Source organism: Pyrobaculum organotrophum (genome assembly GCF_055384425.1).
In genome coordinates, this window is the sequence record NZ_AP042430.1 from 1,656,696 (window position 1) to 1,675,520 (window position 18,825).

22 protein-coding genes and 1 CRISPR repeat array are annotated in these 18,825 nt (G+C 56.8%); of the genes, 8 read left to right on the top strand and 14 right to left on the bottom strand.

Annotated features, from left to right (window positions below):
• Positions 1-9: 9 nt before the first annotated feature.
• From ACZ49R_RS10100 to ACZ49R_RS10125, 6 genes are all read right to left on the bottom strand, one after another.
• Positions 10-1,161 carry a M16 family metallopeptidase gene (locus tag ACZ49R_RS10100; protein WP_464732993.1) on the bottom strand — a complete coding sequence of 384 codons (1,152 nt, stop codon included), beginning with the start codon at positions 1,159-1,161 and terminating at the stop codon, positions 10-12.
• Between the two features lie 158 nt (positions 1,162-1,319).
• Entirely contained in the window at positions 1,320-1,952 is a 633-nt protein-coding gene (locus ACZ49R_RS10105; protein ID WP_464732994.1) for an AAA family ATPase, read from the bottom strand.
• A gap of 264 nt (positions 1,953-2,216) precedes the next feature.
• A complete protein-coding gene (locus tag ACZ49R_RS10110) occupies positions 2,217-3,188 on the bottom strand; it encodes an MDR/zinc-dependent alcohol dehydrogenase-like family protein (RefSeq protein ID WP_464732995.1) in 972 nt (323 codons plus the stop codon).
• A gap of 12 nt (positions 3,189-3,200) precedes the next feature.
• A complete protein-coding gene (locus tag ACZ49R_RS10115; protein ID WP_464732996.1) occupies positions 3,201-3,986 on the bottom strand; it encodes a DUF169 domain-containing protein in 786 nt (261 codons plus the stop codon).
• A 388-nt stretch (positions 3,987-4,374) separates the two neighbouring features.
• Positions 4,375-5,103 carry an ATP/GTP-binding protein gene (locus tag ACZ49R_RS10120; protein ID WP_464732997.1) on the bottom strand — a complete coding sequence of 243 codons (729 nt, stop codon included), beginning with the start codon at positions 5,101-5,103 and terminating at the stop codon, positions 4,375-4,377.
• Between the two features lie 122 nt (positions 5,104-5,225).
• Complete coding sequence (locus ACZ49R_RS10125; protein ID WP_464732998.1) at positions 5,226-5,591, bottom strand: hypothetical protein; 366 nt, start codon at positions 5,589-5,591, stop codon at positions 5,226-5,228.
• A 275-nt stretch (positions 5,592-5,866) separates the two neighbouring features.
• Positions 5,867-6,161: a CRISPR direct-repeat array (repeat unit 25 nt; unit sequence CCAGAAATCAAAAGATAGTAGAAAC).
• A 31-nt stretch (positions 6,162-6,192) separates the two neighbouring features.
• Between ACZ49R_RS10125 and ACZ49R_RS10130 the strand changes: the two genes are divergently transcribed.
• A complete protein-coding gene (locus ACZ49R_RS10130; protein ID WP_464732999.1) occupies positions 6,193-6,378 on the top strand; it encodes a hypothetical protein in 186 nt (61 codons plus the stop codon).
• On the opposite strand, the gene ACZ49R_RS10135 is transcribed toward ACZ49R_RS10130, so the two are convergent.
• Entirely contained in the window at positions 6,338-6,586 is a 249-nt protein-coding gene (locus ACZ49R_RS10135; protein ID WP_464733000.1) for a hypothetical protein, read from the bottom strand. The genes ACZ49R_RS10130 and ACZ49R_RS10135 overlap by 41 nt on opposite strands.
• Before the next feature lie 514 nt (positions 6,587-7,100).
• Here ACZ49R_RS10135 and ACZ49R_RS10140 point away from each other — a divergent pair.
• Positions 7,101-8,279, top strand: coding sequence for an AAA family ATPase (locus ACZ49R_RS10140; RefSeq protein WP_464734126.1), 1,179 nt, complete (start codon positions 7,101-7,103; stop codon positions 8,277-8,279).
• A gap of 1 nt (position 8,280) precedes the next feature.
• On the top strand, positions 8,281-9,570 hold the full coding sequence (locus ACZ49R_RS10145; protein WP_464733001.1) for a hypothetical protein: 1,290 nt from the start codon (positions 8,281-8,283) through the stop codon (positions 9,568-9,570).
• On the opposite strand, the gene ACZ49R_RS10150 is transcribed toward ACZ49R_RS10145, so the two are convergent.
• The 6 genes from ACZ49R_RS10150 to ACZ49R_RS10175 all read right to left on the bottom strand — a co-directional run bounded on the left by ACZ49R_RS10150 (position 9,504) and on the right by ACZ49R_RS10175 (position 13,225).
• The gene (locus tag ACZ49R_RS10150; protein WP_464733002.1) at positions 9,504-10,328 is read right to left on the bottom strand and encodes a hypothetical protein; all 825 of its coding nucleotides are present in this window, start codon (positions 10,326-10,328) and stop codon (positions 9,504-9,506) included. The genes ACZ49R_RS10145 and ACZ49R_RS10150 overlap by 67 nt on opposite strands.
• Before the next feature lie 180 nt (positions 10,329-10,508).
• Positions 10,509-10,760: a hypothetical protein gene (locus ACZ49R_RS10155; protein ID WP_464733003.1), complete on the bottom strand. Its 252-nt coding sequence runs from the start codon at positions 10,758-10,760 to the stop codon at positions 10,509-10,511.
• The gene (locus ACZ49R_RS10160; protein ID WP_464733004.1) at positions 10,702-11,154 is read right to left on the bottom strand and encodes a hypothetical protein; all 453 of its coding nucleotides are present in this window, start codon (positions 11,152-11,154) and stop codon (positions 10,702-10,704) included. The genes ACZ49R_RS10155 and ACZ49R_RS10160 overlap by 59 nt, the downstream gene beginning before the upstream one ends.
• Before the next feature lie 9 nt (positions 11,155-11,163).
• The gene (locus ACZ49R_RS10165; RefSeq protein WP_464733005.1) at positions 11,164-11,844 is read right to left on the bottom strand and encodes a hypothetical protein; all 681 of its coding nucleotides are present in this window, start codon (positions 11,842-11,844) and stop codon (positions 11,164-11,166) included.
• A complete protein-coding gene (locus tag ACZ49R_RS10170; RefSeq protein WP_464733006.1) occupies positions 11,751-12,119 on the bottom strand; it encodes a DUF5618 family protein in 369 nt (122 codons plus the stop codon). Before ACZ49R_RS10170 ends, ACZ49R_RS10165 begins: the two co-directional genes overlap by 94 nt.
• A 602-nt stretch (positions 12,120-12,721) precedes the next feature.
• Complete coding sequence (locus tag ACZ49R_RS10175; RefSeq protein ID WP_464733007.1) at positions 12,722-13,225, bottom strand: PaREP1 family protein; 504 nt, start codon at positions 13,223-13,225, stop codon at positions 12,722-12,724.
• A gap of 258 nt (positions 13,226-13,483) precedes the next feature.
• On the opposite strand from ACZ49R_RS10175, the gene ACZ49R_RS10180 reads away from it, so the two are divergent.
• The 3 genes from ACZ49R_RS10180 (at position 13,484) to ACZ49R_RS10190 (ending at position 15,617) form a co-directional block, all read left to right on the top strand.
• Positions 13,484-14,995, top strand: coding sequence for an NAD(P)H-hydrate dehydratase (locus ACZ49R_RS10180; RefSeq protein WP_464733008.1), 1,512 nt, complete (start codon positions 13,484-13,486; stop codon positions 14,993-14,995).
• A gap of 211 nt (positions 14,996-15,206) precedes the next feature.
• A complete protein-coding gene (locus ACZ49R_RS10185) occupies positions 15,207-15,383 on the top strand; it encodes a hypothetical protein (RefSeq protein ID WP_464733009.1) in 177 nt (58 codons plus the stop codon).
• 45 nt (positions 15,384-15,428) lie between these two features.
• On the top strand, positions 15,429-15,617 hold the full coding sequence (locus ACZ49R_RS10190) for a hypothetical protein (RefSeq protein WP_464733010.1): 189 nt from the start codon (positions 15,429-15,431) through the stop codon (positions 15,615-15,617).
• 14 nt (positions 15,618-15,631) lie between these two features.
• On the opposite strand, the gene ACZ49R_RS10195 is transcribed toward ACZ49R_RS10190, so the two are convergent.
• Complete coding sequence (locus tag ACZ49R_RS10195) at positions 15,632-16,447, bottom strand: hypothetical protein (protein WP_464733011.1); 816 nt, start codon at positions 16,445-16,447, stop codon at positions 15,632-15,634.
• A 123-nt stretch (positions 16,448-16,570) separates the two neighbouring features.
• On the opposite strand from ACZ49R_RS10195, the gene ACZ49R_RS10200 reads away from it, so the two are divergent.
• Both ACZ49R_RS10200 and ACZ49R_RS10205 read left to right on the top strand, forming a co-directional pair.
• Positions 16,571-17,542, top strand: coding sequence for a helix-turn-helix domain-containing protein (locus ACZ49R_RS10200; protein WP_464733012.1), 972 nt, complete (start codon positions 16,571-16,573; stop codon positions 17,540-17,542).
• A gap of 2 nt (positions 17,543-17,544) precedes the next feature.
• Positions 17,545-18,825 (top strand): hypothetical protein, encoded by a 1,281-nt coding sequence (locus ACZ49R_RS10205; RefSeq protein WP_464733013.1) that lies wholly within the window; start codon positions 17,545-17,547, stop codon positions 18,823-18,825.

Genomic DNA, 18,825 nt, shown 5'->3' on the forward strand with positions numbered 1-18,825 from the left:
ATTGAGCCATTATATAAGTTTTTCTGGTGTTATAACAGCCTCGGCCTCCTCCAGAGGCGTAATCCAGAGAGTGCCTCTTTCAGCCGCCCTCTTAAAAGCCGCCTCGGCCTCCTCCAGCCTCCCACCCTTCGCCACATACTCTGCGATAGACACGGCCCTATTCGCAGGGCTCCTCCACGCAACCCTCCAGACGTAGTCGAAGTACCTAAGCCTGTAGGGAGGCGGCGACCTCGGCTTCAAAGCCTCCGACACGGCCCTCCTCGCCTCCTCTAGAGACCTCGCCGACTCCACCACCACTTCCAAATAGGCCACGTCCCCCACCACGTCGTAATCTACATAGTAGGAGTAGGCGATGCCCGGCGTCCTCAAGAGGCTAAAAAGGACAGACTTCGTCCCAGACTCCAGATGGAAGGCCGCCCCGTGGAGCATGGCAAGGGCCTCTGCAGGGTCTCCAACAGCCACTCTCACAGCTCTGGCGTAATACACCCCGTCTACCTCCCGGCTCTCCACTATCCTCCTGGGGCCAGACCCCGCCGTAGGCCTCGGCCTAGGCGGAGCCTCCCCCTCAAGTCTCCCAAAAAGCTCAACCGCCTTGGCGACAGCCTCCTCCCCAAACCCACCTGACAGAACTACGAAAGTGTTCCCCGGCGTGAACCACCTCCTCTTAAACTCCAGGAGGTCCCCCAGCGAGATGGACTCCACAGCCTCCGGCGTGCCCCCCACCGGATCCCCCCAGTCCGAATCGCCAAAAAGCGCCTTTATCCCCAGCTCCCCAACCCAGTCGGAGGGGTCCTCCCGAATCTGTCTAAGTTCAGAAAGCACTACGTCCTTCTCCCGCTCCAAGTCGGCCTCTTCAAACCGCTCGTTGGCATACAGCCGGAAGGCCAGCTCCACCAGCCCAACAGCCGACTCGGAGACCCCCTCGAAAACCAGGAGGAGGACGTCTCGCTCTGTATAGGCGTTGTTAGACCCGCCTAGCGACTCCACAGCCTCATCTACGTCGAACCCAGGCACCCGGAACAACATGTGCTCCAGCAGATGGGTTATGCCCCTCCTCTCCCTCCCCTCAAACAGCGACCCCACCCCAATCCCCACCACCACAGCCGCCGTAGGCGCGGCAAACTTATCCAACACCAGCCTCACCCCATTATCCAACAACACGCCTCGTAGAAAGATGTCCTATATAAACACAACGAAATAGGCCATAGCACGCCGGCAGAAGAGCTCTCAAGTATCCCAACAGAAAACTGAATACGCCGACTTGTGTCTGAACGGCGACGCGCCTTATTGCGTCTTGGAAGGTCTCTCTACTATAAATTCTAGAGAAACCACGTGGCTATTCGCCTCTCTCCTTGTGGCAAACTCCACTTGCACTCCCCCGTCTTGCCCATTCTCATAGACAGCTCACTTAACAACTCGACGAGATCTCCAAACACCTCGCTGTAGAACCTCTCGTGCACCTTGACCGTGGCCTTAAAAGACGTCGCATAGACGTCGCCCCGATTGTAGTCCATATACTCATAGTAGTAGTAAGTCCTAGTCATAAAGCTCGGTATCAACTGGTCGAAAAGCCTTATCAACATGTCGCCCCTCCTGTTGGCCAACAGATTGACCAACAAGACAGAAAGCGGCTCGGCTATCTCTTCGATGCTCACTAGCCTAATCCCCCTCTTCCCCAGCCCCAGCACCATCTCCCGTCTCGGGTCCCGGCCGTATATTACGTCAAGCGGCGAGAGATAGTCCGGCGCATGTGGGAGATACGGCGAGGCCGCCTCCACCAGAGCCCGCCTGGCGAACCTAACCGCCTCCAAGACGTTGGACTTCCCAGCCCCGTTGGGGCCCACCAGGAGGTTTACCCCCGGCCTCAGCTCAAGCTCCAGCTCCCCAATGCTCTTAAAGTTCCTAACAACGACCCCCTGACAAACACATACATCACATGCGACATAAACCACGTTTAAATGTACCCCCCGCCAACGCGCCAGAGGCAGAAGATTTTTAAGTCTAGAAAATTTATAGATTGTAGGGCCGGCGGGGGCCCTCCGGGGTCGGCTTGCACGCTGTTCGTCAGAGGTCGGCCTAGCGGATGTACATCATCCCCCCTCATCGGGCTTCCCCCGGCCTCGGAAGAATCTTCCTTTTTAAGCACCTGCGCTACGGAGGGGCTGTGGGCCAGCGGAGGAGGGGCTGGACGGGCGCCGGGGGCCCCGGTCCGGGGGCTAGGGCTTCAGTACTACCTTCACCTCGCTGGGCTGGAGGGCCCTCTCAAAGGCCTCTCTCGCGTTGCGTATCCCCGTAACTACGGAGGTTATGAGGGGCTTCACGGCGCCTTCCCTGATGAGCTTGATGGCGTGTCTGAACTCTCTGTATGTGCCGCATCTCGTGCCCACTATCCTCAGCTCTTTGACCACCGCCGGCGTTAGGTTGGCGGGGGAGGGGGAGCCGGGGGTGGACTTTAGGTGTATCACGCCGCGGGGCCTGGCGATCTCTATAGCCGTGTTAATCGCAGAGGGGTCGCCGCTGGCCTCAAACACGACGTCGAACCCCAGCGGCGCGTTCTCCACCATGTACTCACCCAGCTCGCCCAACTCCACCACCTCCAGCCCCAGCCCCCGGAAGAGGTGCGCCTTGGCGCTCCCCCGCCTAGCCACCACTACGGGGTCGAATCCCCTGAGGACCTGCGCCGCGAGGTAGGCCACGTTCCCCGTCCCCAGGATGGCCACCTTCGCCCCCGGCGGAGGCGGCACCTGGGCAAGGGCGTTCAACACAGCCGCCAGCGGCTCCACCTGAGTGGCGGCGGCTGGGTCCAGCCCCTCGGCCGGGTGGAGGGCCTCCAGAGGCGCCACGAAGTACTCCGCCATCCCCCCGTCGAAGTCTATCCCAAGCGTCCTCTTGTAGGGGCAGTGCGTGTAGAGGCCGGCTCTACACATCTCACACCTACCACAGGCGAAGTTTATCTCGCTGACGACGACTCTTCCGTCCAACTCGCCCCCCTCCACAACCCCCACCACCTCGTGCCCCGGCACAAGAGGCGACTTAAACAGCCGGTAGGTCCCCCTGTAGAATGCCTTGTCCGTGCCGCAGATCCCTACCGCCAGCGTCCTCACCAGCGCCCACCCCCGCTCTGGCTTGGGCGCCGGAATCTCCTCGACGCGCAGGTCGCGTGGGCCGTAGAGCCTAGCCGCTAGCATTGCTAAGCGTCCTCAACTCCTCTGCTTATAGTAGTCGTAAGTCAAGACTTGGTACCAGCTGGGCACTCTAGGCTCGTACAACGAGAACTTGGCCAATGGGTATGGGTGGATCTTCCTAACGGCCTCTATACCTGTTAGTATCAACTCTACCTTGTCTATAGGCACGACCAGGCCTACCTCGTGGCTCTCGGTCCTGCCTAAGATAAGCTCGCCGGTGCCAGGCAGGTTTATTTGTACACGGCCTGTTTTATATGAATATGGTATCAATGTACACGACGCCATGCCTAAAAACGCCATCTCTGGCACTACGCCATGCCAAACAAGCGCCTTAGCCATAGTAGTTATCTGAGCCGGCAGGCCATAGATGATTGCCACATCGGGTACAAAAGTAGAACGCTCAAGAGGCGCCACAAGCACAAAATCCACAGAACTAGGCTCAAGCGACCGCGTATTTAACGCCCTCACTATAGCGTCCATAACCTCTCTGCTAGATGTATGCCACTTGGGGATCTCGCCATCTATATAGTCCAAGTGTTTATCTACCAAGCCCAACGCCTGCGCCCCTATCATACAGAAGGAGTCCTCTAAACCCACAGCCAGCGACCAGCCATAAGTCCTCGCCATGTTTATCACTTGACAAAACGCCATCCTAATCCCAAAGTCTCTATAAGGTCTCCTAAACCCAGACAAATCACACGCACCACCCCTATGGCAGAATTTTACACCAACTGGAAACGTCGCGAGCCCAAGAACCTCCCTGAGCCTTACACCTAACTTCCTGACAGTCTCTACGTCCATAGTCTTTAATTGCCACAGTTTAATAAATATATAAAGACAGCCCACGTCGCCCACAGGCAACTACGCCCAAGACCCCCCGCTCACGTCATCACTGACAGCCGCCGTCTCCAACGTTGCGTCGTGGGGCCAGGCAACACGCGGCTCTGGCACGGGACACTGCCCTAAGCCCTGGCAACTAGTAAAATGTCAAGTCCCCCTTCAATCTTACCAATTACAAAACATGAAACTGCCCCACCCGCCGGGCCAAAGTCGACAACATTAACGTCAACTTAAAAAGACCGCCGCTGTGACGCCAAGAAAAACCTCAACCAGCGGCTCTCTGGCGACCCGCGCCGCGTAGAGACGCCGGCCTACGCCCGAGATCTCGCCAGCGGTGACTTAACGTCGGCTAGGTCAACTCGCCGCAGGTACAGAAGACCTCGTGTAGAATTGTCTGCAAGTCGTCAAAGCCCTCTCTAGTTATGGCAGAGACTTTGATAAGCCTCTGCTTCTTTTCAAGCCTATCTACAATAGAGGCTAGCTCAGCCACGAGGTCTTCCTCAAGCCCGCCGAGCCCCTGCGCAACCCCGGCGCGTAGCCTCTCTACAAACTCTCTATCTAACAAATCGGCCTTCGTCAAGACTGTGACAAGCGGGATCTCAAACCTCACTCTAACTGCCAGCGCCATGAGGTTGAGAAAGACTAAATCTCTAGGCCTCTTGAGCATATCCGCCGGCGTCAAAAACAACGCAAGACCCCTCCTGGCGAAAGACTCGACGAGCTTCACCACGGCGTCGTGAAACAACGTAAGCTCGAGCTGGCCAGGCGTGTCGACAAATACATAGTCATATAACAAGCCGAGCTTCTCCAACTTAGAAGAGACCTCGCCAACGAGGTCTAGGAGGAGCTCCATACTCTTCACCAAAGCCCCATTAGGCCCAAGGCCAAACCTCCTCATTACGTCTACAAGAGTAAAGTAGTTCCTCACGTCGAAATTCGGCCTATAGGGCAGAGACTCAACAGCACAGTCCAGATTTACATAAGCCACGCTAAACTCCTGCTCCGACAGATACCTCCCAAACTCCCCAACTAACGTAGTCTTCCCACTACCAGCAGGCCCAAAAACTACCACAATCACAACCCAAAGACACCAACAGCTTAAAAACTCACCAGCCGAAAGCCACCCTCTCATACGCCACCCACACGTTAGAAACAGTAGGCCATCCCAGACCCATCACCAAGCCACCACCCCCACCACGCTTAACCATCGTCTAGTATTTTTCTGGCGGCGCTTGGCCAGTACATGGCGAGGGCGGTGGCGGCGTATTCTATGGCCATTGCCGCCTCCCAGGCGCGTATCTTCCAACGCGGCGAGTCGCGGCACCGGCTCGCCACGTAGTAGGCCTTCCTTAGGGCGTCGACGAGGGCCGCCACGAGCTGCCTAACGGGCAGGGGCCTCGGGACGAGCCTCCTCACCCTCACGGCGACGCCAAGAAGATCGTCTACACTGCCGAGGTAGACAGTGTCGCTAGGACGCCAGCCCACCTTCAGATACAGCCGACGGCCCAACAGCCAGAGGTAGCCAACGAGAGGGCCAACCCTAACCCGGCCGAAATAGAGATACACACCAGCCACAACACCACCCCATTAAAACATTCCTCTATATGTCGGTAAAGGATGCAACATACTTTAGACAAGGGTTTAGAAAGCCGAAGGCAAAGAACGGCGCTGGGTCTCCGCCGTCTCTAGGGCGTAGTTGCGATCGTAAAGGCGAAGAATGGCGTACGCCTACACCCAGACAGGAGAATGTATGAATGTAAAGAGGGGCTGGAAAGCGACCGCCGAAAGAACAAAAAACCACGAAAAAACTTAAAAACCCAAAAGATCTATACAAACAAGCCCCAGAAATCAAAAGATAGTAGAAACGGCATATGACGCAAGCCTCCCTGCCTGTGCGGCGGCCCTCGCGCCGCCAGAAATCAAAAGATAGTAGAAACATTATCTTTGGCACGGCCTTGAACTGTCTTGCTTGTTCTTGCTCCAGAAATCAAAAGATAGTAGAAACCCAGCATGGGCTTGGGGTAGCTGGGCGTCTTCGAGCGTCCAGAAATCAAAAGATAGTAGAAACTCCACGGCGGCTATGGGCTGGATTGCCCTCGACATAGGCCACGCCAGAAATCAAAAGATAGTAGAAACACCGCCGGCTTCGCCGCGAGGTTGGGCTTCCATGCCGCAGGTTTTTAAAAGAATACTCTATTTTTTCCTACCCCTCTTCGCCATCCCCGCCATGGCCTTCATCGGCTGGCTCCTCTGGCGTAGGGACAGGTTTGCCTGGCTTGCCTTCTCCTACGTCTTCGGCGTCATGGCGTCGATTATCGCCGCCCTCGCCGAGAAGCCCTTTGAATCTCAGTAAGGCCAAGCGCGAGGGCCACTAGATACGCCAACGGCCGCGTCTCTAGGAGCACCCCCTTGACAGAGCCCCTCTTCCTCCACACCACCTCGCCCATCCCCCTCAGTATCCGCCCCACCTCGCGTGAACACGGGGCATTGTCCTCGCCGCAGATGTCTTTTGTGCGGATGAAGATGCAACCTCCCCTCGCGCCGGCGAGAAGCTCGGCCATTAGCCTGGCCAGAAATCAAAAGATAGTAGAAACAACAGCACAGTGATTCATATGTGCCGGGCTAACGGTGAGTCAATGAAATTTTTGATTTTAGATATTGACATGTATACCTATATAGCTTTATCTTGATTATCTAGCGTGTTTTATTATTTATGATGGCTTGGTTTTTCATTGTTTGAGCTTTAGGTTTTTTCATGGTTCTTTGCGGGGTCGGCGTTCGGCTCCTACCCACCTTTACGTTTATACACAGCTCTTTTGCGCTTTTCGTCTGGTGGGTGCCCCGCTGTGTGTGCCGTAGGGGGTGTCAACGGCCTTTGAAGATCTTGGCGTCGGCCCGCCGGCGGTCTGGCCATGGCTGGGGCTGAGCGGCTGTGTATCTCGCCGGGTCGCGTCTCTCGGTGTTGGAGTGTTCGGCGCCGTGGTTCGGCGGCTTCCGGGTGGGGGTTTGGGGGTTTCTCGTCGGGGGTCGTTTTGGGGGTCTATGTTAATATATGGGTGGTTGTTGGTTTGTGTGATGGTGGGGGTGTTGAGGGGGTTTGTGTCGTTGTTGTTGGTGTCTGGTAAGAATGTGTTGTTTGTGGGTGCTCCTGGGGTTGGTAAGACTAGGCTTGCGCTTGAGTCTGCGGGGTTTATGACTGGATGTGGGCCTGTGCTTGTGGTGGGTAGGGATGGCCTCTCGTTTGAGGATCTTGTGGTGCGTTTTGAGAGGGCTGGTGGTGGGCTTAGGCGGGTGTTTGGTGGGTTTGGCTGCGCGGTGCTTCGGTCGTGGGTTTCTCTACTGAGGGGAGTAGGGCCGTGCCACGTGGTGTTTGACGAGTTGAATAGGGCTAACGTGGATCTCATCTTTGGAGATCTTTTCACAGCGCTTGACCTGGCGTATAGATATAGGGTGCCGGTGGTTAAGGCGCATGAGCTGGAGGATAGGGCGGCTGTAGAGGAGTGCGTGGGGGGTGTTGGTGACGTAGTCGATAGGTTGAGAGAGTTGGCGGGGCGGCTGGGGGGCCTGCCCTTGCCCTACTCCTTCCGCCTATTCGCCACTATGAATGTCGTGGATAGGGCGCAGCTCTTTAAGCTCAGCTTTGCCCTCCTCAGGAGGTTCGCCTATCTCTACGTCTTGCCCTTCTACGAGGACTACGAGCCCAGCCTCCGGGAGATCTCGCCGAAGGAGGGGGGCGTGTTTGCCAAGAAACTTGACGAAGCTCTAGACCGCTTCGTCGACCGCGCAATCGAGGAGCTATCTCCCAGCGACGCCGTGGAAGGCGACATAGCCACGCTGGTCAAGCTCAACTTCAGCGACCGCGCGGGGATTAAAGAGGAGGTGAGGGGGCTCTGGTCTAAGCTCGGTCTCGGCGGACTACTCGCTTGGACGCTGGGCGTAGCCAAGGACTTGGGCCTCGAGCTCGGCCCCTCCGTCTTAACCGATCTGGCCCGGCTGTTGGTGGTCTACGCGAGTTTGAGACACCTTCTGTCTGACTTGAGAGAAGAGGCTCTGGCCGACTTGGCCTACTCCTCCCTAGTTCTCTCACAGTTCTCCTCCGCAGTCCCCAAGCTACGCTTCAGGGCACTGCTTTCGTTTAACGACAAATCCCGCGCCTTATTCGCAGACTTCGCCAGGCGAGTCCAGGAGATCTTCGGAAAGGCCTCCCTATCGTATAAGATCGCTGACGCCCTACTCCAAGAGCTGCCTGAGTGACATGCGCCGGTGCGTCTTAACTGAGGGCGAGACGCCAACCTTAAGCGAGGCGCTCGAGGGATGTGACGCCGGCGTATCGGCAGAGGAGCTGAAGAAGGCGGTACTCGACATGCGGGCGACCCTCGGCTATTTCAGAAGGGGGGCAGTAGGCGGGATAGCCTTGGACACTCCGAGGCCTGACGTTGTGGGAGACAGAGTGCACACAGGCTTTTGGGTCGGCGTTTATAGATACGCAGGCGGGATTGAGTTAGTGATAAAGCCGAGGGTAAGCCGCTACTACAGAATGGTCGAGAGAACCGACGAGGTTCTGCGCGACGTCTACCCGTTATATTTGCTCTCGAAGAGCCTCGTCGCCACGAACGTGCCTAACATAGTCCGCATCACGAGGATCATCTGGGAGGCCAGAGGCTTGATACAGCGGGAGCCCAAGTACTTCCGGGCCGCCGTCGAGGCGAGCTCAGGCAAGCTCATCGTCAGAGGAGACAGAGAGCTCCTTGTCAAAAACATCTCGGTGCCCAACGTCTGGCTGGCCAGCTCGGTGCTCTTGACATTAAGCAACTTGAGCCAGTTCCTCCGTGGAGCACTGAGGTACATATCCGGCTTGCCCGAGGGGGTAGGAAAGGCGCTTGAACTCTATATCTCCTCACTGGAGTCCGCCTTAAAAGTGCTCCATAAAGACGCCGAAGAGGAGATCCCACACCTCTGGGTGGAGGACCTCGACCCAGGTGACTACTTCTATCTGCCCGCCATCGCTAGAAGAGTTGGGTCTGAGTTCTTCTTGATCCCCAGCACGAAGCTATATGAAACCTACGTCCTAGCCCTCACCGTGAGAACGCTCAAGAGGGATGGGCTCGCCGCAAAAGTGCTGAGGGGCGGGATTGCCGTAGACGTAGAGGGCGATGGCAGAGTGTACTTCAACAAGGCGCCTACGTCTAAGCTGATACGGAGGATCGCAGGGATAGCGCCCAGGCCTGACATAGTTGTGGAGAGCGGGAGAAACTTGATTGTCGTCGAGGCTAAATACCGCCGTCTAGACGAGAGGAGACTGAGGAGAGCGGACGCCATAAGGCTTGTGGCATATCTAGCGGATGTGGCCAGAGACCACAGACTAAGGGGGGTCGTGGCGGCGCTGGAGCCGCCACATCAAGCCGGCGGATGCCCCGCGGTGTCAGCCAACATAGACTCGACGCAGGCAGAAATTCGGTTCAGTAGAGTAAACCCGGACTATGAGAAGTCGGAAGAGGAATTTATTGAATGCATCAGAGGAATCTTGTCGACGGGGCAACCATAGGGGACGAGTTGGTAGGCGGCTTCCCTCTTCACATACCTCCAATAGCTGGCGAGGGCCGTCTCCAGGAGGGAGTCGCCCACAGCGCTCTGCAGACCCAAGCAGTACCCCGCCTCGGCGACATGGAGGCTCCCGGCGGCGTAGCCGCAACGACAGAGGGCAAAGGGCGCCGACCCCACCAACACGGCATCCGCGCCGCGCCCCAGCCGCCTTATGAACTCTCCCAATGGGGTTAGTCTGGCGGCTATATTTCTCTTCCAATCGCCGCCGCCTCCAACAGTGAGGATCCCCAGTCTCCGGAGGTCGTTGAGCGGTTTGACGTAGGCCCTTTTTTCCCTGTCGCAGTAGAGATCCCGCCCTTCTAAGGCGCGGCACGCGGCTTCAGCCACGGCGTCTTTGTCCAGCGACTGGCCGTAAACTACGGCCTGTATAAGCCTGCCGAAGAACCTAAGCGTCTCCCGCACGTCCCGTAGATCATCCGGCACCTTTAGCTCACAGGGGTCGTACACCTGTCCCCTCACCTCGAAAAGCCTGTATATGTGGCAGAAGCACGCCCCCGAAGGTGGGGGGTCAGGCCTGCCGCAGCGGGCGCTCAGCGCCTCGCCGGCCTTCTCTATACACTGCCTGTCGCTGCCCCGCCCCTCCGCGATGCACTTAAGCACCGCCTTGATCCTCGCCCTCCGGCCGCTCTGCGCCGGAGCGGCAAGGGCCACGGGGCCGAGACCAGCGGCGTATACCACCGCAAGCTCCCCCCGGACCACCCACTCCAGCTCCATCCCGACGCGGGCAACCCCCAGAGCCCTGTCCAGATCCAACACGATCACGTCAACCACATCTACAAGTTGCCGGGGGTATATAGCAGTGTTCCCCTTTCTCGATCTCCATCGGAGGGTTCCCGGTCTCCTCAGCACCGCCAAGCCGGCCGGGTTCCGAAGGACGGCCTACAGCCTCTCCGCGAGCCTGGCGACGTCTTCTAGGCTCCAGGTGTCTCCGCAGTGGTAGGTGAGGATGACCCTCGTCTCGGGGCCCATGTTGGCTAGTTCGAGCAGGGCTCTGAGCCCCTCCGGCAGCGTCAGGCGGCAGAGCTTGGGGGTGACGTGTAGGTGGAGGACCGACCCTGGGATGCCCTTTTCCCTAAAGTTGTCGGTGTAGAGCTGTAGGTTTTTCCAGCTTGTGAGGCGCTTCACCTCCACGGGGCCGCCCCCGTCTGCCTACAAGCGCGTAGTCGAAAACCGCCTTTGGCCACCCGACGCCAACGCGGGGCTCGACGGCGAAGCCCAGGCTGAAGCCGGATCTATCCAGATAGTGGAAGAGCGCGGCGGAGAACAGCCAAGTCGACGAGGTGTTGGCCCCCACCTGGCCCAATCCCCACCCCAGGGCCGCGGCCAGCCTCCTCAACGCGGGCTCCACATCCCGGGGCACCGAGGCGGAGAGGTCGGCTTGGGCCACTGCTATTAGGTCCCCCGGGTCGACCCCCGGCTGAGGAGGTCTAGGTCCCTCCTGAAGTAGGCCGTGTACTTCCGGGAGGGGGATATCGCTACCTCGCCCACGGCGACGTCGTGACTCAACAGCCTCACGGCTTTCCATCTCCGCGGATTAGGCCGGCGCCTTGGCCGTAAGAACTTTGTCCACCGGCCGGCCGAGGTCTCTGCGGGTTTTCACGCCGAGCATGGCCAGGGTTATGATCTCCAGCTCGTTCGCGGTGTAGCGGCCGAACCTGTCCACCACGGCGTCTATCCTCGCCCGCAAGGGCTCCCCCACCTCCACCCGCTCCGCCGACCTGGTGGGGCGGAGGACGTGTATGACCTTCGGCTCCTCATCGTCGTAGAAGCCCAGCCTCACCACCTCGCCGTCGGCCACCACGCTGTGGTACAAGTCGTAGCCGTACACCCTATCTCTTATGTACCCCCTCCTCACAAGCGACTCCAGATCTCTGTCCAGCTTGAGCGAGTAGGGCCCCGTGGGCCTAACCACGAACCTGTACCCCGTGAGGCCCAGCGACTTGGACACCCCCTCCCCCCGTCCCAGTGCTCCACTAGGAACATCAGCTTCTGCACCTTCTTCTTCCCCCACACCTCCCCCCACCTCCGCCAGTGAGACACCACCAGATACAGGAGGGCCCGCCTCCCCACGTCCATATCTGTGATATGTGTCGCAGTTTAAAACATTGCGGCCCCACCTCCCTACAGGCCTTTCAAGCGCTGCAACCGGCGCCGAACCTCGTCTAGTATATCCTCTACGTCTTTCAGATACTCTCTGACATACTGCTCGTCGCACATGCCGTCGTAGAAGCAGTCGACGTGGAGCAGCTGCGACATAGCCGCAAAGCTACGCACCAGATCCCTCAGCCCCAGCTTCTTCAGCGCGTCTCTCTTCTCTCTGTACGTCTTAGCCTCCACGCCGTACGCCCCCAGCAGCTCCTCGACGGCCTTCACCACGGCGAGCCAGCCCTTCTCAGCCGCCTCTCTCACAAGCATGGGGTCGCCCGTCTTCCCAAACCGCTCGAGCTCCTCATACGCCGCCTTGAGGGCTCTCCAAGCCTCCTCCAACATACGCATACTGAAATACCTTTATAAATACCTTAAGCTACACGCGAAGACGCCGCCGCGGGGAGGGTGTGGACGGCCACCGTCCCCTCCTCTTGGTCAACGTGACTGCCTCCTTCACTCTGCTTTCAGCTCGAGGGGATGGCCTCTCCCTGTATCTGACCACGTAGTCTCTGAAGTCGGGCGACGTGACCTCGTCAACCCCGGCGTCTCCAACCACTGTGTACCGTTTGTCCCAGGCGCTCATGGTTGCCCACGCCTAGGGCCTTCCCCTTTTCTGCGCCTCCACCGGCGACCTGCCTCCACCGCAGGTTCGTCGGGCATGGGGAACGACGGCCCGGCCCCTCCCACTCAGATTACACATTTCCATAAGAAGGAAGCCAACCACGATATTCAGAGAAAAGGGCTCAAAGGAAACATCTAATCCGTGACCCGCCTGAACCTGGCCTCGGCCCACCTCCTCAAGTCCGGGCCCTCCAGGTGCTAGTCCCCTCCCCTTCACTATTTTTAAACACACCGATACTTCCCGTGTCAACACAGTTAAGGCCAAACCTTCAACGCAGGGGCTCCACAGCCCCGCGAACATACGCCGGGGGAGCCCCCGCAGGTTAGGGGCGGCCGGCCACGCGGCTCTTCACAAACTCGACGAGCCACCTGGCCAGGGGCAGAGCCGCCTTCACGTCCCTAACGTCGTATTTAGCCTCGTGGAAGCCCCACACGTGTATATCATAGGCGTCTTTCCACGCCAGCCTAACTCTGTCCTCTCCCAGTCTCTCCGCCGCTTCCCTCGCCGCCCGCCCCAGAAGCCAAGTATCCCACCGGCCCCTCCGCCTGACCTCCCCAAGCGCCTCGACCCCCAGCGCCTCTGCCAACGCCTTGATGCACTCCTCCACAGCTTTGTAGAGCTTCTCGCTGGCCTGTACCGCGTCCCCCCTCTCGACGTACTGCTCTGCCTCGGCGAGAAACCTCTCCGCCAGCTCTACACGCGCGGCGGCTACATCGGCTGGATCCAGCCCCAGAGCCCTAGCCAGGGCCTCCAACGCCACCTCCCCCACGTCAATACCCCTCCGCTCCGCCTCCCTAACCAACCTCTCAGGCAACACTACAGCCACACTAAGACAAAACCTCCATCATAAAAACCTTACGACATACAAAACACCCTGACCAACCATTAGCCGGCATTTTGTAAGGTGTTCTCTCTCCGCGCCAGCTCTGGTTTAGTAGCTCTCCTCCTCTGAGATCAAGAAAAATTTTAAGACGTTGCCATCGTATTTAGCGCCGGTTATTTGACACACGGCGTTGTGTAGCATATAGCAAATTTTGCCGAACTTGGGGAGGGTATGTTTTTATCTGTGTGTATTGTAGACGATATGGAGGCTATCTCCTCTCTTGAGATGTATGTGGTGGATAGGAACGCGGAGTGGCTTGGGGTGCCTCGGCTTGTGTTGATGGAGAACGCGGGGGCGGCTGTGGCGAGGAATGTCGTTCGTAAGTTTCCCGGGGCAAGGAGGGTTTTGGTGGTGTGTGGGACGGGGGACAACGGGGGGGATGGCTACGTGGCGGCTAGGCATCTCCACGGGGCGGGGCTGTGGGTGAGGGTGGTGGGGCTTGGGGAGCCTAGGGAGGAGTTGGCTAGGGCGAATTTCGAGACTGTGAGGAGGCTGTGGGGGGTGGAGTTGGCGCTGGCGGCGACTCCCCTGGAGCTTCTCGCTCTTCAGGACTGGTTCCTCTGGGCGGATGTAATTGTAGACGCGGTGTTGGGGACGGGGGTGAGGGGGGCGCTTAGGGAGCCGCACGCCACCGCGGTCGACCTCATGAACGTGGCTCCTGCGCCGAAGGTGGCTGTGGACGTCCCCAGCGGGCTGGACCCAGACACGGGGGAGGTGCGGGACAAGGCGGTTAGGGCCGCCCTCACCGTCACTTTCCACAAGCCAAAGAGGGGCCTCCTGGCTGAGGGGGCGCAGAGGTACGTGGGGGAGCTGGTGGTGGAGCCCATCGGCATCCCGCCGGAGGCTGAGGTGGTGGTTGGGCCGGGGGACTTCGCCTATCTAGACTTCTCCCGGAGGGCCGACGCTAAGAAGGGAGACCACGGCCGGGTGCTGGTGGTGGGTGGGTCCCTCGAGTACTCGGGGGCGCCTATGTACGTGGCGCTGGCCGCGCTGAGGTCTGGCGTGGATCTGGCGGTCATCGCAGCGCCTGAGCCGGCGGCGCAAGCGGCTAAGGCCTACAGCCCAGACATAATCGCCGTCCCGCTGGAGGGGCCTAGGCTCTCCCTACGCCACGTGGAGAAGGTGCTGAGGCTGGCGGAGAAGTTCGACGTGGTGGCCATCGGCCCGGGGCTGGGGCTGGAGGGCGAGACCCCCGACGCGGTTAGAGAAATAGCCGCGCGGGTCAAAAAGCCGCTTGTCGTCGACGCAGACGCCATAAAAGCCCTCGAGGGGTCGCCGGTGGGGGGGCCCCAGGTGGTGTACACCCCACACGCGGGGGAGTTCAAGGCGCTGACGGGCGTAGAGCCGCCGAGAGAGCTCAGAGAGAGAGCCGAGGCGGTGAGGGAGTGGGCGGGGAGGATCGGCGCTGTCATACTACTCAAGGGCAGATACGACGTGGCGTCAGACGGGAGGCGGGTCAAGATAAACACCACCGGCACCCCCGCCATGACCGTCGGCGGGACAGGCGACGTACTCACAGGCCTCACCGCTGCGTTTATGACCAAGACGCGCGACCCCCTGGAGGCCGCGGCCGTGGCGGCCTTCGTCAACGGACTAGCCGGCGAGGAGGCCGCGGCCCAGCTAGGCTTCCACATCACCGCCAGCGACCTCATAGAGAAGATCCCAAGCGTCGTCAGGAGATACGCGCGAGAAGATATAAAAGGGGGCCGTTGAAGATATATAGAGTGGCTTAACTCCACTAACCTCCCTTGCCGTAGTCGTCGCCGCCCTTGCCATCCGCCTGCTGTTGCAGAGGCGGGTTGTCTGCCCCGGCGACTTCTCGGCACTCCGCAACGCCTTCGCCGTCATCGGCACAGAGGCGGCGTGGGTAGGCCCCTAGCTAGCCCTCAGGAAGAGGTACGGCCTAATCCCCGTCGAGGTGAGGGTGGACTGCAGGCTGGGCGTCCTCGTGACCCAAGACCCCTGGCCCCTAGCCGTAGTCCTGCTCTTCGTGCCGTATTTTCTCTTCGCCGCCGTCATCCTCCTCCTGTGGATAGCAAGTGAGATGGACGTCTTCGAAAAAGACGTCAGGGATTTGTTAAAGGCCGCCGCAGGCCAGTAGTATAAGGGGACGACTGGGTGGTTGGCAATTGGGGCGGGCCAGTGTGTGGATCTGCCGGCTGAGACAGTGGTATCGCCGGACCTCCCGCCTCAGTACTACAGGCGGGAGGTGGCGCAGTACCGGATCAACGCGAGTCTGCCGCTGGTTAGTCAAAACATGACGCGATGTCTTGGTACTCTTAAGATCCCTGGAAGGTGGGGTCTTACGGAAAATGGCACATCATGTGGATATTGAAAATGATAAGCTTTCTATGTTACAGACAGGCGGATGCATTGAACCAGTAATTCGTCTAGGTTACTAAAACATATAGTTTTGGCAGGGTCGCATTGTAAGAAAAAGTCATCAGCTATAGCTATAAATTTTATACAGACCTTCTCGCCGCGCCCAAGCATAGTCTCAATTTTATTAGCGGCCGCCGTCAATGGCAAAGGGCGGAACCCTGGTATGAGGTCTTCAAAAAACATACACACAAACTTTTTAGAATTCCCTAGACATCTCTCTAGCGCCTTCTTAACGCCCTCTACATTTCGTATTCCCACATTTTGTGCTTCTCTCAAGATCGTGTCGACAAAGAACTCTGAGTTATCCAATAGAGATCTCACCACGCTTTCCACTACTGATGTGAGTTCATAGGCTTCGCAACGAAAAGTGCCGCCAAGAGATGTTTCGTAATACATCAAATCAGCCAAATACCGATCTACTAAATCGGCGACATACTCCGACGGGCTTGCCTTAGCTAAATCCATACGCCATCCTCTCCTCAGGGACTCGTAGGCCCTGTCTGCGAGACAGTGTAGGATCCCCGCCCTCAGACAGTCCCAGAGACTGCGTCCACAGAGCTTGTCTTCTTTGAAGAGCTCACAGGCAGAAGTCCAAGGAGGATATCCTATGCGTATAACCAACATTCTATTAATAGGATCAGTAATAGGATCGCTGGGCGGCCTGCACAATATGTCGTGATACTTGGTGGACGCGTCAATAAGCTCATTCACTCTGTTGCACAAGCGCTTGTCTAGGCCCAGTATGTGACTGCAGATTTCGTTGTGAATCTCCCACTTCGGCATGAAATTTTTCTATACTGGCCTATTTATTACTTTTGTTAGAACTTGAGCAAGAATCAAAGTTCTAGGTTATTCGAACTTAAAGTTCTAGTGTAAAACTTAAAAGATCTCTCGGGACTTGTCTCCATGTATCAAATAAGGACAAGCCTGCTCATTCTCGAACTAGCCTACAACGCAACAAAAAATGGCAACTGTCTAAGGCCATCTGACGTAAGAAAGAAACTCGGCAGATCGAAGGGGGCTATCGGGAATTTGCTGAAAAATCTCATAAAGAAAGGCCTTCTAGAAAAGGAGAAAAGGGGGTGTTACAAGCTTACTGAGAAGGGCTTGGAAGAATTGAAAAAGACCCAGTACTATATAGCGGAGTTTCAAACCGAACTCGCTAAGTGGGTAGCCGCCCTGGGCTTCACAAGGGCGACCTTCGAAGGCTGGAACCCCGACTTCGGCCCCCCAACGGAGGAGAAGCCGCCGCAGTTGGCCGACCTTATGTGGGCTCACGAGGTTCGTGAAAAGGTAGGCAATATTATGGATGATATCGATGCAATCCGCATAAGGGGACACTTCGCAAAGCCTGTAGACTTAGGAGTGTTGCTAGATAAACTAGGGTGGACAAGGGAGGCCCTACGTGTTGACGCGTGTGAACACGAGCCGACCGCTTGGAGGAGGTGGTGTGAAAATGACGAATCCTATATTTTCGACTTCTTTGAGCCGCCGATCTATAATATTATAATCAAGCTGTTTAAGGACGGGAGACATGTAGAGGTGTGGTCTCTTGCGGCTTACGACGATGAGTTTGAATTCTACCGAGACTACGCGGTGGGAGAGGGCGGGTTCCATGCTCCGCTGAGCGTTCTGCTCTCCTATACCCTTAGTTACGTGTTCATATTAGACGCTGTTTCAGGGATTATCCTCGGCGAAAATCGCGGCGGCTTGTTAATAGACAGCGTGGTCGCACTATCTAGAGATGAGAAGGGGCCGTTGGCGCTCTACAGCGTCTTGCCTACAGGGTATACGGCGCCTAAGTTCATGGCGGAGGTTCTCAACCTTAGGGGGTTTGAGGGGGCGCGGCTAATGGAAGGGCCTCCTGAGGAGACATGAGCATGCCTTCGCAAACCAAGGTGCCGGATATCCAGTATTGGGATGAGAATTGGTGGAGATGTTATCTTTTGCCAAGAGACGCTACGGGTTGCGACATCAAATATACAACCTTGGGAGATTTGTACGCCAAGGTCTTGGGCTTTGTGAGCGCACGAGAAAACCTTTTGCGTATACTCTCAGACGACCTAGGCCAAGTGCTCAAAGGCCCACATAGAGAACTTGCCCTAAGAATCCTCCTAGGAGGCGTAAGTCAAGACTGTGTAAAATCTGGCGTAATGAGGGAAGAGTGTATACCGAAGAACTCAATGGCCTATTTCTATCGGCAAGTGCTGGGAATAGGGCTGGGCGACGATCTTAAGGCCGATATAGATAACAGAAACAGACTTTTAGCTAAAGCGAGACACACATTACTGGAAGAGGCAGCCAAAGGGTTCCGTATTCAGCATATTAAGTCAGAACATGCGGTACTGCCATCGGAACACACGTTAATGAAGTGGATAATAAAAATATATAACTTATTGGATTATCTATATTTGCGAACTAATATGAGTGTAAATGCGGAAAAGTACGATGTTAAGGATGCCCAAGATCTTGTTAATGCGTTTGTTGATGTTATAAACGCCGCAGTTGGCATACTTCCGCTCTATAACCCGTTTACGTTCTTCCTACAGTCTTTAGGCTCAACGCCGAGACCATATCTGAAACTTATGTATGGCGAAGAGCTCTTTAGCGATAAGACAAAGGCACTTATGGAGAGGTTCGGCATAAAGCTAACAGTCAAGCTAGTGCCAGACTTAGGCGGCGAACTGGATAGAGAGCTTGCAGTAGTAGGCCATACAGCCGACAGCGTTGGCAATAAAGTCTTATCCTTGTTAGACGTAGTATACGACTTAATGTATAGCTTGTCAAGAGATGAGCTGAGAGAATACGTAACCCATTACTCTTCGTATATAGATAGGTTTTCAACAAAATATTTAGTGTATCAAACAGGGTATATAGAAAAACAACTAGATAAAAGTCCGTTGATATATTATCTAGGTTTTAAACTGGCAGTAGAGGCAGGTAATGTACACATCTCGGACTCAGATAGAGATATTGATATTAAATGTAAAACTTCGTTCTGTAAAGATCCGAGACCGCGTGGCGGCGCACAACTAAGGTTAAGACTCGGAACTATCAGTTATAGTAATTTCCTTGAGGTCTTCTCTCAGCTATTGTTTTTAGGCCTGGCCCGGCTTGAGACAAAAGATTTGAAAAACGGGGTATTGTACGTATTTATTTGA

Excerpts from the sequence above, each read along its gene's own strand:
- ACZ49R_RS10110 (WP_464732995.1), bottom strand. The coding sequence starts at position 3,188 with ATGCTAGCGGCTAGGCTCTACGGCCCACGCGACCTGCGCGTCGAGGAG.
- ACZ49R_RS10115 (WP_464732996.1), bottom strand. The coding sequence starts at position 3,986 with ATGGACGTAGAGACTGTCAGGAAGTTAGGTGTAAGGCTCAGGGAGGTT.
- ACZ49R_RS10130 (WP_464732999.1), top strand. The coding sequence starts at position 6,193 with ATGCCGCAGGTTTTTAAAAGAATACTCTATTTTTTCCTACCCCTCTTC.
- ACZ49R_RS10135 (WP_464733000.1), bottom strand. The coding sequence starts at position 6,586 with ATGGCCGAGCTTCTCGCCGGCGCGAGGGGAGGTTGCATCTTCATCCGC.
- ACZ49R_RS10140 (WP_464734126.1), top strand. The coding sequence starts at position 7,101 with ATGGTGGGGGTGTTGAGGGGGTTTGTGTCGTTGTTGTTGGTGTCTGGT.
- ACZ49R_RS10145 (WP_464733001.1), top strand. The coding sequence starts at position 8,281 with ATGCGCCGGTGCGTCTTAACTGAGGGCGAGACGCCAACCTTAAGCGAG.
- ACZ49R_RS10160 (WP_464733004.1), bottom strand. The coding sequence starts at position 11,154 with ATGGAAAGCCGTGAGGCTGTTGAGTCACGACGTCGCCGTGGGCGAGGT.
- ACZ49R_RS10170 (WP_464733006.1), bottom strand. The coding sequence starts at position 12,119 with ATGTTGGAGGAGGCTTGGAGAGCCCTCAAGGCGGCGTATGAGGAGCTC.
- ACZ49R_RS10180 (WP_464733008.1), top strand. The coding sequence starts at position 13,484 with ATGGAGGCTATCTCCTCTCTTGAGATGTATGTGGTGGATAGGAACGCG.
- ACZ49R_RS10195 (WP_464733011.1), bottom strand. The coding sequence starts at position 16,447 with ATGCCGAAGTGGGAGATTCACAACGAAATCTGCAGTCACATACTGGGC.
- ACZ49R_RS10200 (WP_464733012.1), top strand. The coding sequence starts at position 16,571 with ATGTATCAAATAAGGACAAGCCTGCTCATTCTCGAACTAGCCTACAAC.
- ACZ49R_RS10205 (WP_464733013.1), top strand. The coding sequence starts at position 17,545 with ATGCCTTCGCAAACCAAGGTGCCGGATATCCAGTATTGGGATGAGAAT.